Source organism: Rhodococcoides fascians A44A, from assembly GCF_000760735.1.
GTDB classification, from domain to species: domain Bacteria; phylum Actinomycetota; class Actinomycetes; order Mycobacteriales; family Mycobacteriaceae; genus Rhodococcoides; species Rhodococcoides fascians_E.
The window spans coordinates 101907-115731 of the sequence record NZ_JMEX01000005.1; the positions used below are offsets into that span (position 1 = coordinate 101907).

The 13825-nt window shown below is 65.2% G+C and carries 15 protein-coding genes and 1 pseudogene; 12 read left to right on the forward strand and 4 right to left on the reverse strand.

The annotated features are described in order from the left end of the window. A pseudogene (locus BH95_RS29390) lies at positions 1–469 on the forward strand (MCE family protein); the annotation flags it as partial. Here the strand turns inward: BH95_RS29390 and BH95_RS04425 are convergent. Both BH95_RS04425 and BH95_RS04430 read right to left on the reverse strand, forming a co-directional pair. Continuing rightward, positions 458–1612 (reverse strand): lipase family alpha/beta hydrolase, encoded by a 1155-nt coding sequence (locus BH95_RS04425; RefSeq protein ID WP_019667973.1) that lies wholly within the window; start codon positions 1610–1612, stop codon positions 458–460. The pseudogene BH95_RS29390 and the gene BH95_RS04425 overlap by 12 nt on opposite strands. Before the next feature lie 180 nt (positions 1613–1792). Continuing rightward, entirely contained in the window at positions 1793–2560 is a 768-nt protein-coding gene (locus tag BH95_RS04430) for a PIG-L family deacetylase (protein WP_037181219.1), read from the reverse strand. Positions 2561–2758: 198 nt separating this feature from the next. On the opposite strand from BH95_RS04430, the gene BH95_RS04435 reads away from it, so the two are divergent. After that, entirely contained in the window at positions 2759–3043 is a 285-nt protein-coding gene (locus BH95_RS04435) for a DUF1490 family protein (protein WP_019667971.1), read from the forward strand. A 2-nt stretch (positions 3044–3045) separates the two neighbouring features. Continuing rightward, positions 3046–5277 carry a heavy metal translocating P-type ATPase gene (locus BH95_RS04440; protein WP_037181222.1) on the forward strand — a complete coding sequence of 744 codons (2232 nt, stop codon included), beginning with the start codon at positions 3046–3048 and terminating at the stop codon, positions 5275–5277. Positions 5278–5322: 45 nt separating this feature from the next. Here the strand turns inward: BH95_RS04440 and BH95_RS04445 are convergent, their stop codons facing one another. Both BH95_RS04445 and BH95_RS04450 read right to left on the reverse strand, forming a co-directional pair. Beyond that, entirely contained in the window at positions 5323–5619 is a 297-nt protein-coding gene (locus BH95_RS04445; protein WP_019667969.1) for a protealysin inhibitor emfourin, read from the reverse strand. 17 nt (positions 5620–5636) lie between these two features. After that, positions 5637–6824: a M4 family metallopeptidase gene (locus BH95_RS04450; protein ID WP_037181225.1), complete on the reverse strand. Its 1188-nt coding sequence runs from the start codon at positions 6822–6824 to the stop codon at positions 5637–5639. A gap of 148 nt (positions 6825–6972) precedes the next feature. On the opposite strand from BH95_RS04450, the gene BH95_RS04455 reads away from it, so the two are divergent. The 9 genes from BH95_RS04455 (at position 6973) to ftsR (ending at position 13801) form a co-directional block, all read left to right on the forward strand. Next, entirely contained in the window at positions 6973–8634 is a 1662-nt protein-coding gene (locus BH95_RS04455; protein WP_037181879.1) for an FAD-binding dehydrogenase, read from the forward strand. Positions 8635–8772: 138 nt separating this feature from the next. After that, positions 8773–9177, forward strand: coding sequence for a nitroreductase family deazaflavin-dependent oxidoreductase (locus tag BH95_RS04460; RefSeq protein WP_019667966.1), 405 nt, complete (start codon positions 8773–8775; stop codon positions 9175–9177). Positions 9178–9226: 49 nt separating this feature from the next. Continuing rightward, positions 9227–9844: a CDP-alcohol phosphatidyltransferase family protein gene (locus tag BH95_RS04465; protein ID WP_019667965.1), complete on the forward strand. Its 618-nt coding sequence runs from the start codon at positions 9227–9229 to the stop codon at positions 9842–9844. Between the two features lie 43 nt (positions 9845–9887). Continuing rightward, positions 9888–10679: a DUF881 domain-containing protein gene (locus BH95_RS04470; protein WP_019667964.1), complete on the forward strand. Its 792-nt coding sequence runs from the start codon at positions 9888–9890 to the stop codon at positions 10677–10679. A 101-nt stretch (positions 10680–10780) separates the two neighbouring features. Beyond that, a complete protein-coding gene (locus BH95_RS04475; protein WP_094653437.1) occupies positions 10781–11095 on the forward strand; it encodes a small basic family protein in 315 nt (104 codons plus the stop codon). Between the two features lie 8 nt (positions 11096–11103). Continuing rightward, on the forward strand, positions 11104–11862 hold the full coding sequence (locus tag BH95_RS04480; protein ID WP_371828309.1) for a DUF881 domain-containing protein: 759 nt from the start codon (positions 11104–11106) through the stop codon (positions 11860–11862). 51 nt (positions 11863–11913) lie between these two features. Beyond that, complete coding sequence (gcvH, locus tag BH95_RS04485; protein WP_019667961.1) at positions 11914–12318, forward strand: glycine cleavage system protein GcvH; 405 nt, start codon at positions 11914–11916, stop codon at positions 12316–12318. A gap of 251 nt (positions 12319–12569) precedes the next feature. Further along, on the forward strand, positions 12570–13067 hold the full coding sequence (gene garA / locus BH95_RS04490) for a glycogen accumulation regulator GarA (protein WP_019667960.1): 498 nt from the start codon (positions 12570–12572) through the stop codon (positions 13065–13067). Further along, entirely contained in the window at positions 13064–13801 is a 738-nt protein-coding gene (ftsR, locus tag BH95_RS04495; protein WP_019667959.1) for a transcriptional regulator FtsR, read from the forward strand. Before garA ends, ftsR begins: the two co-directional genes overlap by 4 nt. Positions 13802–13825 lie beyond the last annotated feature (24 nt).

Here is a 13825-nt window from a genome sequence, read left to right on the forward strand (position 1 = left end):
CGCGCAGGACGTCATCGGCGTCGGCGACGAGTACCGCGGCATCAACGTGGACATGCCACTCATCAATCCACGTGGACGGTACCTGCCTAATCAGGACGAGCCGCGCTTCTTCGACGACCGTGGACCGACATGCCACGCTCCGGCGGACGCTGCTGCCGGTGAGTTCTTCCCGCAGTACCCGGGCGGATCGGTCAACGACGGTTCCTACCAGGTGCCGTCGAGGAACCCCGGGCCGCAGGATGTTCCGGAACTGCCTGCGCCGCAGTACTCGCCGCTGCCGGGCATTGTCGAGCAGACGCCGGTGTCCTACGCGGGCTCGGATTTCGAACGTGACACGCTCGCCGTGATCTACGGCGGGGCAACGGGAACCGCTCCGCAGGACGTTCCTTCCTGGGTCACATCCGCGACAGCGCCCGCACTCCGAGGTGCCGAGGTCCGGATGACGGCAACCGGAAACTCACCGCGGTGACACCTCACCCCGCTCGGTGGGGTCGGGTCCGGCCGAGGACTTCCACGCGCGCGAACTGCTGGCGTCGACCATCGGCACGACCCGCGTCGTGATCGCCGAGTTGTACATGTCGGCAGCCTGACGCGGATTGGCGTGGCCGGTACCCGGCATGCGGACCACGCGAAGGTTTCCGTCGGGCCCTCCCGATCGCTCGAACAGAATGCGTTGGGAATAGTCGACGTCGACCACGGTGTCCGCAGCCCCGTCCCGCGGACGCAAGAACACGATCGCCGGAGCGGTCTTGCCGTCGACTTCGTCCGACAACGCGTCGAGGTTGTCCAGAGCACCGGAGGCGACAATTGTCTTGAACTGCGATTCGATGAAACCGTTGCTGGCCGCCGACGGATTCAACACCTTGTCGCGCATCACTTCGTCGAACGCCGAAGCAGCCTCCTCCCACTCGATATGCGGGAGCCACGACGACTGCGTGTCCACGAACCTGTCCTGTCGCGCAGCCATCTCGACGATCGTCCGTAGCGATCGGCTCTCACGCGCCCCCGGCAACCATCCGATCCACCGCAGCAAGTCCTCGCCCGCGTCTCGACTGGCCTCTCGGACAGCGTGCAGGTCGACCGGTGTGCAATCGAGCACGACACCCCCCACGGTCTTGTCGGAGTCCTCGTACAGATGCTGCGCAGCCTCGAGTGCGACGACTCCACCCATGCTGTGTCCGACGAGAACGATGTTGCTCACTCCTACAGCAGTTGCGCGTCTGTCGATGAGGTCGCTGATCACCCGCGTGTCGAGGCCACGATTGTCGTACCGAACGGACCAGACCCGGCCCAGGTCCGCCAACGCAGGCAGAGTCGCCGCCGTGGGCGCCGCATCGAGATTACCCAAGCCGACCAGGTCCACGACAGCCGTCGTGGCGTCCGCGGGATCACGTGGCCCGTAGATCTCGTCGATGCTCGGGCGGGTGTCGGCGAGGCGCCGTTGCTCCGGCGCGACATCGACGCGCCAGTACACACCGAACAGGACGAGCAATGGAATCGACGCGAGCGACACGCGAAGCAGGCACCGACGCGTTCTCCCCAGTACTCGCCAATCGCGTCCCCATCGAGTCTCGATCAACCGCGCCTTCCGGCGCTCGTCGTCCCAGTCCACGGGAAGAATCTCCGGTTCGTTTATCGACCGACGCCCCCACGTCGAGTCCTGATCAGATACATCGTCCACCGTACGCGCCGATGTCCCGACCGCACCCGGACCAAGAACGCGGTCGACTCGATATCCGGTGCGCTGCAGAGTGATTCGGCTGTCCACGCGGTGTGCTGCTACGACGGAATCCTAGCGAGGCAGGAACGGATCCCTTGCAGGGTCGACCCCGACGGGCGCTCGATGAACGAACCATTCGGTACCGAGCGCTTCCCCACGAGTCGCAACGTCCATATTCGCGAACTGCGACGCACCACCACCGCGTTCGATCTCGGAACGGTGTTGGCTGAACGCCGACCACTTGGTGTCGAACCAGGCGCTGACGTCGATCGCCAGGTCGACGTCACTGTCGGCAATGCCGGGGACTCCTGGTCCGGGGGCCGGGGCCGCCGTTCCGAACAGGGTCTGCCACTTCGACTCGATGGCGGTTCGAGGAAAAGTCGCGAAGCACAGATGGGCCGGACGCCACGGCTCGCCGGCCTCGGGAAACAGCTGCACGTAACCGGACGCTTCGAACGCAGCCAGTGTCACCCTGTGCGCGTGAACATGATCCGGATGTCCGTAAGACCCGAATCCGTCGTAGGTGACCACGATGTCGGGCCGAAACGATCGTATGTGCGCAACGAGTTTGCCGACCGCCTCGTCGAACGGCGCAGCACAGAAGAGGACACCGCCTGACAGGGCGTTGTCGGTGTAGCCGAGCAGGCGAGGTTCACCAGCACCCAGAACCTCGAGAGAACGGCGCAGTTCCTCGACACGTTCCTCGCCGTCACGCCACGTACACGTCACCACGGCTGTGCGTGCACCCGCCGCAGCGCTTCGCGCCAGAATCCCGCCGGTGAACAGTGCCTCGTCGTCGGGATGAGCGTGAACGCACAGGACACTGGGAACGCTGAGCACATCCCAAGAATATCCCCACCCGTCCGGTGCGCGTCCCCGACCGAGAATGTCGGCCGACAGATCACAACACCGCGAACCGCCGCTTGTGCACGGTCCAGTCCGCAGGGCATTCCGCATGCGTCGATGCGCACGTTCGCACACGAGAAACGCCAGCACACAGGTGGGACAGCACGCCTACGCCCGTCATATAGTGAACGAATGGCATTCCAGATACTTCTGTCGAAGGCACTGACCACCGTCGTCACGGGAGCAGTCGGCGTCGCGGCGTACAACGGCGCAAGAACCCTGATCGCGAAAGCACCCATCAGGGGAGCGGCTGTGACCGCAACCGAGTGGGGCCTTCGCGGTGTGCGCAAGGCCGAGGAGGGTGCCGAATCGGCACGTCTGCAGGTATCGGACGTCGTCGCCGAGGCCAAGGAACGACTCGGGGAAGAAGTTCCGCCGCCCGCTGTCGGCGAGACCGGTCACGGACACAGCCACTGACCGTGGCGACCGGATCCGACGTCATCGACTTCGCCCCGAACCGGGCGGGCAACAGCACATCGGCAGCAACGTCGTCGGCTGACATTCGTGTGCTGTCCGACGCGGCAGGACGAATAAGATTCGACGTTCCCTGGCTCCGTTCGAGCCCGGGCCGGGCAGTGGCAATCGAGAACGCCCTCGACAAAGTGGTCGGTGTCCGTGCAGCGCATGCGTATCCGCGTACCGGCTCCGTCGTGGTGTGGGTGTCTCGTACTCGGGTCGACCGCGATGCCGTTATCGCCGCGGTCCAGGAGGGCAAGTCGACGGCTCGGTCCGCCGTGCCGGACCGCACTCCACGGTCCGCCGACATCGCCAGCGCCGAAGTTCTCCGCATGGCCGTCGGCGGCGCCGCGCTGGTTCTGCTGGGCATCCGTCGCTACGGACTCGGACGTCCGCCGATTCTGGGTCCCACCAGTCGGCTCGTGGCCACGGGAGCCACCGTCTTCACCGGATACCCGTTCCTGAGGGGTGCCCTCCGGTCGATCACGGGGAACAAGGGCGCAGGCACCGACGCTCTGGTGTCGGCCGCGACCGTAGCCAGCTTGGTTCTGCGCGAGAACGTCGTCGCACTGACCGTCCTCTGGTTGCTCAACATCGGTGAGTATCTGCAGGAGTTGACCCTTCGGCGGACCCGACGCGCCATTGCCGACCTCCTCGGCGGGACTCAGGACACCGCATGGATACGGTTGGCCGACGGCAGTGAGATCTCCGTCGACACCGAGTCCTTGACCGTCGGCGACGAGGTCGTCGTGTACGACCACGTTGCATCCCCGGTCGACGGCATCGTCGTCGACGGTGAATCCATCGTCGATCAATCGGCCATCACCGGAGAAACGCTGCCCGTGTCCGTCGTTCCGGGCGCACGTATTCACGCCGGGTCGGTCGTGGTACGCGGACGCCTCGTCGTACGCGCCACTGCCGTCGGCAAGGACACCGCAATCGGCCGCATCATCTCGCGGGTGGAAGAAGCTCAGGAAGATCGAGCACCGATTCAAACCGTCGGCGAGAACTTCTCGCGGCGCTTCGTGCCGACGTCCTTCCTGCTCTCGGCTCTCACACTGATCGTCACACGGGATGTGCGGCGCGCCATGACAATGCTGCTCGTTGCGTGTCCCTGTGCAGTCGGTCTGTCCACACCCACCGCTATCAGTGCGGCCATCGGAAACGGTGCCCGCCGCGGCATCCTCATCAAGGGCGGGTCGCACCTCGAACTTGCCGGCCGCGTCGATGCTGTCGTGTTCGACAAGACCGGCACGCTCACAGTCGGCCGACCGGTGGTGACCAATGTAGTTGCCTTCGCCGACGATTGGCTCCCGGAACAGGTCCTGGCGTACGCCGCGAGCTCCGAGATCCACTCACGACATCCTTTGGCCGAAGCCGTCATTCGCTCCACCGAAGAGCGTCACATCGAAATTCCTCCACACGAAGAATGCGAGGTGCTCGTCGGACTGGGAATGAGGACATGGGCCGACGGACGGACCTTGCTTCTCGGAAGTCCGTCCCTGCTCAGGAGCGAGAACGTCGAGGTGTCCGAAGACGCCGCATCGTGGGTGAAGAAACTGCAGCGCCAAGCCGAAACGCCGCTTCTGCTTGCGGTCGACGGCACCCTCGTCGGGCTCATCAGTCTGCGCGACGAAGTCCGCCCCGAAGCGCTGAACGTGCTGGCTCGGCTGCGTGCAGACGGCGTCGAACGCATCATCATGCTGACCGGCGACCACCAGGACACCGCGGCTGCAGTCGCTGCGGAACTCGGTATCACCGAGTGGCGAGCAGAGGTCATGCCGGAGGACAAACTGACGGTCGTTCACGATCTTCAGCAGCAAGGTCACATCGTGGCAATGGTGGGAGACGGGACCAACGATGCGCCTGCACTGGCGGCCGCCGACATCGGCATCGCGATGGGTCTCGCCGGAACCGACGTTGCCGTGGAAACCGCCGATGTTGCACTGGCCAGCGACGATCTGAATCGCCTCCTGGACGTTCGTGACCTCGGTGGACACGCTGTCGACGTGATCCAGCAGAACTACGGCATGTCCATCGCGGTGAACGCGGTCGGATTGCTCGTCAGTGCTGCCGGCGGATTGTCGCCGGTCCTGGCTGCGATACTGCACAACGCATCGTCCGTCGCCGTCGTGGCCAACAGCTCCAGGCTGATCACCTACCGAATGGATCCACCGGGTCGACGGGCCGGGTAGCGCGCCCGGCCACCTGAACCTCACCGGCTGCCCGAACTGAGACCATCAGGGTGTCCGACCCTCGCGCAGCGTGCGTTGTGCGAGGGTGCGGAGCGCCCCGGTGATCGACGAATCACCCAGACGGCACGTCGTGTCGTCCACCGACACGGTCCATTCGAACGCGTCCCGACGCCTCGACGCGCTCCCGGATCGGTCTTCGGTGGACGTGAGCATCGGCCGTGCCTGTTCGACGAGTTCCTGCCACTCGCGCACCGATGCGTCGTCGTCCAGCACATCGGTGTCGATCTGTGCTCGGCGAGTGAGGCCGGCCACGCCACCTACACGAACGACTTCGATGAACATGCCACCGTCCTCACGTCTCAGACTCGACGCGTGGACGACTCCGCCGGTTCCTGCGCGTCCACGACCACACCCACGGTAGCCCAACCTGCGGCAACGGCCCGGTGAACATCTGACTCGGCGCCGTAACGCGTGACTGCCGCAGACACCGTGGCTGCTGCGAAACCTTCGAAATCGACGGTCGACGGCAACGACGAATCGGTGGCGACGTCGAACCACACCTGCCCCGCCCTGTCCCACGCCGGTCCGCCGAGCGCCCTGGCTGCAGACGCGAATGCGCGGTTGGGGATGGATGAGTTGATGTGGACACCTCCGTTGTCCGCCGTGGTCTCGACGTACCCGTCCATGTCCTTCGGTTGAGGGTCTCGCCCGAGGATGTCGTCGTCGTAGGCCGTGCCAGGGTCGATCATCGACCGAAGCGCCCGTCCCTCGACCGCAGGGAGAAACAGACCCTCTCCCACGAGCCACGATGCAGTCTTCGCGTCCTGCTTCGACGAATACTGTTCCACGAGAACGCCGAACACGTCCGACAGAGACTCGTTGAGCGCGCCCGCTTGGCCGAAGTACTCGAGCGCGGAAGTGTACTGGGTGAAACCGTGCGTCAGTTCATGGGCGATGACGCTGAGCGAGGCAGTGAACCGGCCGAACACTTCGCCGTCCCCGTCTCCGAACACCATTCGCTCGCCATCCCAGAACGCGTTGTCGTAGTCGCGGTCGAAATGCACGGTGGCGGAGAGGGGGAGGCCCTTTCCGTCGAGACTCTCGTAGCCGTACACCTCCCGAAAGAAGGCGAACGTGGTGCCGAGGCCGTCGTAGGCCTCGTCGACCGAGACGTCCCCGGAGGCGGGCTCACCCTCGGACCTGACGAGGCGGCCGGGTAGCGCGTCACGGTTCTGCGCATCGTGGATCGACCGAACCGGACCCTCGGCAGCTGCGGCCGAGGAGGCGCGAACGGTGGACCGCAGGGGAGAACGTCCACGCGCGAGCTGACGGTCGATGGCGAGGGTGCGTGCCGCGCTCGACGACGCATGGTCTGCCACCACTCCCTGGCCGCGGCCGGACGACGCGCTCTCCGCGATCCGCTCCAGCAGGAACGGAGGTACGACCGTTCGCAGCTGCGAGGGCGGGAAAGTGCCTGAGCCGGAGGCGTTTCGGTTGAAGGGTGAACCGGAACCGGATTCCGAGGACGAGTTGGATTCGATTGCCACACGAGCACCTTCCAGTCGAGTTCCGTAGACACTAGACGACGGCTACGACATCGTGTGGTCGCGCGATCCGACGGTCGGGTTAGAGTCGAGGCCGACATCGAAGTGATCGCCGACACAGGTGAGCATCCAGGACTCGGGGGCAACAGTGGTGAACGGAACCGCCAAATCGACACGCACCGCCGATGCGATAGTCGTCGGGGGTGGACTGGCGGGCCTTGTTGCCGCAGCCGAATTGGTCGACAAGGGAAAACGGGTGATCCTGGTCGATCAGGAAAACGAAGCCAACCTGGGTGGGCAGGCATTCTGGTCGTTCGGCGGCCTCTTCTTCGTCGACAGCCCCGAGCAGCGGAGACTGGGAATCAAGGACTCCTACGACCTCGCTCTCCAGGACTGGATGGGTACTGCGGGTTTCGACAGAGAAGAGGATCTGTGGCCGCGACGGTGGGCGCAGGCGTACGTGGAGTTCGCCGCGGGCGAGAAGCGTAGCTGGCTGCGACAGCGAGGGCTGAAGATATTCCCTCTCGTCGGCTGGGCCGAACGAGGTGGTTACGGGCCGGACGGTCACGGCAACTCCGTGCCGAGATTCCACATCACCTGGGGGACCGGTCCCGCTCTCGTCGACATGTTCGCCGCCACGGTGCGCGACGGCGCCGACCGCGGGTTGGTCGACTTCGCGTTCCGTCACCGCGTCGACGAGATTCTCGTGAGCGACGGTGTGGCGACCGGAGTCCGAGGATCGGTGTTGGAGCCGTCGGACGTCGCTCGAGGCGTTCCGTCGTCCCGCCTCGCCGTCGGCGAGTTCGAGTTCACTGCCGGGGCAGTCGTCGTGACGTCGGGCGGAATCGGCGCGAACTGGGATCTGGTCAAGAAGAACTGGCCCGCACGCCTCGGCACACCCCCGCAGCACATGCTGACGGGCGTTCCCGCGCACGTGGACGGTCGGATGCTCGAGATCAGCCGTCGAGCGGGAGCCAGCCTCATCAACTCCGACCGGATGTGGCACTACACCGAAGGCATCACCAACTACGACTCGGTGTGGCCGAACCACGGAATCAGGATTCTGCCCGGGCCGTCGTCGCTGTGGCTCGACGCGACCGGCAAGCAGCTCCCCGCGCCGCTCTTTCCCGGGTTCGACACGCTCGGCACCCTCGAACACATCGTCCGTACCGGATACGACTACTCGTGGTTCTTGCTCGATCAGAAGATCATCGAGAAGGAGTTCGGGCTTTCGGGCCAGGAGCAGAATCCCGACCTGACGGGCCGCAGCGTGCGCAAGCTGCTCGAGCGCATTCGGCCCGGTGCGCCCGGTCCCGTGGAAGCGTTCAAGCGTCGAGGAGAGGACTTCGTGGTCGCGGACTCGGTGCGTGAGCTGGTCGCGGGCATGAACAAGATCGGATCGGTCGATCTGGACGCCGACGCCGTCGAGGCCACACTGATCGCCCGAGACAGAGAAATGGTCAACGGGTTCAGCAAGGACCTGTCGGTGTCGGTCATTCATGCCGCACGCAAGTACAAGGGCGACAGAGTCGCCCGCATAGCCAGCCCGCACCGACTCCTCGATCCGGCGTCGGGCCCGTTGATCGCGGTCAAGCTGCACCTGCTCACGAGGAAAACCCTCGGTGGACTCGAAACCGACCTCGATTCACGGGTGTTGCGCACCGACGGAACGCCGTTCGACGGATTGTTCGCGGCCGGCGAGGTCGCCGGCTTCGGCGGCGGCGGAGTGCACGGCTACCGGTCGCTGGAAGGCACGTTCCTCGGCGGCTGCATCTTCTCGGGCCGTGCGGCCGGACGCGCCGCTGCACGATGACGCCGACCGTCCGCCCCGCGGCAGGACTGGAAGAACGGAGTTTCCGGCATCGAGTCCGGCGGTAGGGTAGTGACACTGGACAGCGGACGCGGTGGCAGCGGATCACCGTGGACAACAGCAGCGACGTCAGGAGAATCGATGCCGGATTTCAACGATCAGGTCGTTGCGGAGTTCCGTGCCAACCACGGTAAGGTCGGCGGCCCCTTCGAGGGGGCGCCGCTGCTGTTGTTGCACACCGTCGGCGCGAAATCCGGTGCGGACAGGCTCAGCCCGCTCATGTACCTTCCCGACGGTGATCGGTACGTCATCTTCGCTTCGAAGGCAGGGGCGGACACCAACCCGGCGTGGTACCACAACCTTCTCGCCAACCCCGCCGCACGAATCGAAGTGGGAGACGACACGATCGACGTCGTCGCCCGGGAGATCGAAGGCGACGAACGAGACGCCCTCTACCGGAAGCAGGCGGAGCTGTACTCGGGATTCGCCGACTACGAGAAGAAGACCACGCGCGTCATACCGGTGGTTGCGCTTTCGGCATCGTGATCGCACGCTCACCTGCACACGCGGTCGACAGCGGGAACGGAAGTAACCGGTGAGCACCGACAACGAGGGCGGAGTCCTGAGCGACCGCGTGCTCACGCTCCCCAACGCCCTGAGCGTGATCCGGCTGTTGCTGATTCCGCTGTTCCTTTATCTTCTGTTGGGTCCGCAATCCGACGGATGGGCTCTCGCCGTGCTGTTGGCCAGCGGTGCCACCGACTGGCTCGACGGCAAACTAGCCCGTGTTCTGGACCAATCGTCACGGCTCGGCGCGATGCTCGACCCGCTCGTCGACCGTCTCTCGGTCGTCACGGCCCTGGCTGCCTTCGTCGTGCGCGGGATCATTCCGTGGTGGGTCGCGGTGATCCTCGTCGGCCGGGATCTTGTGCTCGCGGGCACCATGTTCATCTATCGCCGGCGAGGTCTGCCGCCACCCGAGGTGATCTATCTGGGCAAAGCCGCCACCTTCGTCATCATGATCACGCTTCCGGTGCTGCTCGCGTCGACGGGTGAGTCCCCAGTCGCGGATCTGCTGTGGCCCGTCGGCACGGCGTTGCTCGTCTGGGGGACCGCGCTGTACGTGTGGACCGGCGGTCTGTACCTGTACAAAGCATCCTTGGTTGCACGGCACACCGCACCGCCCTCGCGTGAGGAAACACGAAGTGCGTGAACCGGTTTCTCGAAACCCAGTTCCGTCGCTGCTTCGCTCGTTGATGTCCGAGCATCTCGACCCCGGCTACGCCGCAGCATCGGCGTCCAGGCGGGGGACGCCACGCGGCGGCAAGGACATCGCGATGCTGGTGCTCGGCGCCGTGCTGGTCGGGTGCGTGTTCGGCATCGCACTGTCCCAGGTGTTCGACACCTCGGGTGGCGAGTCCCGGCAGGACACCCTTCACCGCGTCCGAGACGCAGAATCGCGAGCCGCAGAACTCGATTCGACACGACAGGACCTCAGCGCTCAGGTCGACCGCGCGCGCGACGACGCACTCAGGAACGACGATCGCGGCACAGCGCTTCTCACGGATCTGCGCGCGCTCGAAGTAGCCGCAGGCGCCGACAGTGCGACCGGACCGGGAATCGTGGTGACCGTAGCCGAGCCGCCCGCACCGTCGGACTTGTCCGACGTGTCGGTTCCTGTCCGAGGCTCATCTGATTCGGCCGTTCTGGACCGAGACCTCCAGACAGTGGTGAATTCGCTGTGGGTCAGCGGCGCCGAGGCGATCGCGGTCGACGACGTCAGGGTCGGTCCGGGAGTCACGATCCGCCAAGCCGGAGGCGCAATGCTCGTGGACAACCGGCCGGTGTTCTCTCCCTACACCGTGACCGCGATCGGATCGCCGACGCGCCTGGAAGCGCAGTTCTCGGTCAGTGACGCTTACCTGCGCATGGCAGGGCTTGCGCAGCTCTATCGAATCGGCTTCGCGACGGAGGCCTCGGACTCTCTGAGCGTGCCACCCGCGGCCGTACGCGCAGTCACCACAGCAGGACAGGACGAAGGACGTTGAGCGAACACCAGCATCACGCGGCGGCCGACCGTACGGTCGACGGGAACGATCGGAGACCGTCGGGCCGAGGATCCGGACTTCTCGTGTTGGCGGGCGTCGCGATGATCGTGGGCATCGTCATCGGATCGGTGTCCGGACCGGAGGTCCCCGTCGGCGTCGCACCCTACCTTCCGATCGCGGTCGTTGCGGCACTCGATGCGGTGTTCGGCGGTGTTCGTGCGTTTCTCGACGGCATCTTCGACGCCAAGGTCTTCGTCGTGTCCTTCGTGTTCAACGTCCTCGTCGCGGGACTGATCGTCTGGCTCGGTGACCAGTTGGGCGTGGGCACTCAACTGTCGACTGCCATCGTCGTCGTCCTGGGCATCAGGATCTTCGGCAACGCCGCAGCTCTCCGTCGACGACTGTTCGGTGCGTGAGCGAGCGAATGAACACACGGTCCGCACAGCCTTCCGACGGCCGGCACAGATTCCGACGGAAGGGCTCGTCCCGCGCGTTCGGCGCCCTCGCTGTTCTGTTGATGGCTGTTCTGGGATTCGGCATCGTGGTGCAGGTCAGGGAAACAGGCAGCGGTGATGCACTCGATGCGGCCCGACCGGCGGACCTCCTGGTCGTCCTCGACAACGTCGGGAGGCGAGAGGCCGCGCTGCGCAGCGAGATCGCCGAGTTGCAGACCACTCTGTCTGCGCTTCGGCAGTCAGACGGTGGATCGGGCGCTGCCCTCGCCGAGGCGCAGGACCGGCTTGCGTCGTTGTCCATTCAGGTCGGCACTGTTGCCGCCGCCGGGCCGGGCGTCACCGTCACCGTGACAGATCCGGACAAGGGGGTCGGATCCGACGTCCTGCTCGACGCGCTGCAGGAACTGCGGGCCGCGGGAGCGGAAGCCGTGCAGCTCTCCGGTGGCGGACAGCCGCCCATCCGCATCGGAGTCGACTCGTGGATCGCAGGAAAGCCGGGTGATGTGATCGTCGACGGCCGACCCACGTCCGCGCCGTTCGTGTTCTCCGCCATCGGCGACCCGGCGACACTGGCCGCAGCGCTCGACATTCCCGGTGGCGTCGTGGACACGGTGTCTCGCTTCGGCGGACAGTGCGGCATAGCTCAGTCTCAGCAGGTGACTGTCTCCGCCTTGCGGGATCTGCGGTCACCTCAATACTCTCAGCCCGGAAACCAGCCGGGAAACTAGTGTGGACGTCGGTGCACGAGCACCTGCCCTCCTCGAAAGGACAGCCGAACAGTGACCGACACCGAGCCCTCGGGCGACTTGCACTACACCCCCGAACACGAATGGGTTCAGCGGATCAGCCCCACCGCCGTACGGATCGGAATCACCGATTACGCGCAGGAACAGCTCGGTGACGTGGTGTTCGTTCAGCTGCCGTCGATCGGGGACGAGGTGACGGCCGGAACGTCGCTCGGAGAGGTCGAATCGACCAAGAGTGTGTCCGACGTGTTCTCGCCCCTCACCGCGAAAGTCATTGCCGTGAACGCAGATCTGGACACGTCCCCGGAGAAGGTGAATTCGGGTCCGTACTCGGACGGGTGGCTCGTGGAGCTCGAGACGGAGACATCGGAGGCTTTGGACGCGTCGCTGTCTCAGATGCTCGATGCCGCCGGATATGCTGGAATTACGGCTGAGTAACCGCACGCGAACGCAGCGTGAGCAACCGTATGCACCCGCACGGGCGGGCAAGGTACGGTTTGTGTAGCTGCACGCGTGGTTGCCGTGGCGAGTCCGCTGCGCCGTGGGGGCCTGTAGACCCTTCCGGGGCAACCGTGGGTTGCCAATCGGGTGAGGCGACGTAGGTCCGCAAGAAGTACAGAACGTGCAAGTTGGTTACTGCGTAACTCGGGTGCAATCGACCCGGGCGATCGGACTGAGAAGGAGAAACGGTGAGCGAGAACGACAACGACGGCATCTACGGAGAGTCGCCGGCGGAAACCACTTCGGTTTTTCGTGCAGACTTCCTCCAGGAGCTGGACAACTCGGCGACCAGCCAGAGCTCCGAGGCTCCGGTGTCGGGCGTGGAAGGCTTGCCGGTCGGTTCGGCTCTTCTCGTCGTCAAGCGTGGACCCAATGCCGGGTCGAGGTTCCTGCTCGATCAGCCGACGACGTCGGCCGGACGCCACCCCGACAGCGACATCTTCCTCGACGACGTCACCGTGTCTCGTCGCCACGCCGAGTTCCGCCAGGAAGAGGACTCCTTCCAGGTCGTCGACGTCGGCAGCCTGAACGGCACCTACGTCAACCGCGAGCCTGTCGATTCGGCAGTCCTCGCCAACGGTGACGAGGTCCAGATCGGCAAGTTCCGTCTCGTGTTCCTCACCGGCCCACGTGCGGGTGCCGATGCACCTGCAGGCGATTCGTCGGCAGGTGCAGGCAGCCAGTGACCGCCGTCGGGCAGCAGTCTCCCGGGGGGATGTCGATAGGCTCCGTCCTGGATCGACTTCGGCCCGACTTCCCCGATGTCACGATCTCCAAGATCAGGTTTCTCGAGGCCGAGGGCCTGATTTCTCCGGAGCGCACGCCATCGGGATACCGGCGCTTCTCTGTTGCGGACTGCGAGCGTCTTCGGTACGTACTCACCGCACAACGAGATCAGTACCTGCCGCTCAAGGTGATCAAGGAGCAGCTGGAGGCGATCGACAGCGGAGTGGCACGCGTCGAGAGCGCTGAGCCCGCACCGCGCAAGCCGCGAACCCTGTCGATCGCTCCGGGCGAAGTGTCTCCCGAGGAGTTCCTCGTCGACCGGGAAGTACGTGTGTCCAAGGTGGACCTGCTCGAACGGGCGGGAATCGACGACACTTTTCTGACGGAGTTACTGCGCGCAGGGCTCGTGGTTCCTGGCCAGGCCGGGTTCTACGACGAGGGCGCCGTGATTCTGGCTCGAACAGCACACGCGATGTCGCGCTTCGGTCTGGAGGTGCGGCATCTGCGTGCGTTCAAGCTGGCAGCCGACCGCGAGGCGGGACTGGTTGCTCAGATCGCAGGTCCCGTCGCCAAGGGGCGGGATGCCGGTGCACGTGATCGCGCGGAAGAAATGATCCGCGAATTGGCCGCGCTGTCGTTGACTCTGCACACCTGCCTGGTCAAAGCAGCGGTGCGCGGCGCGCTGGACAAATGACCTGACGCAGAACCGATGGTGGCG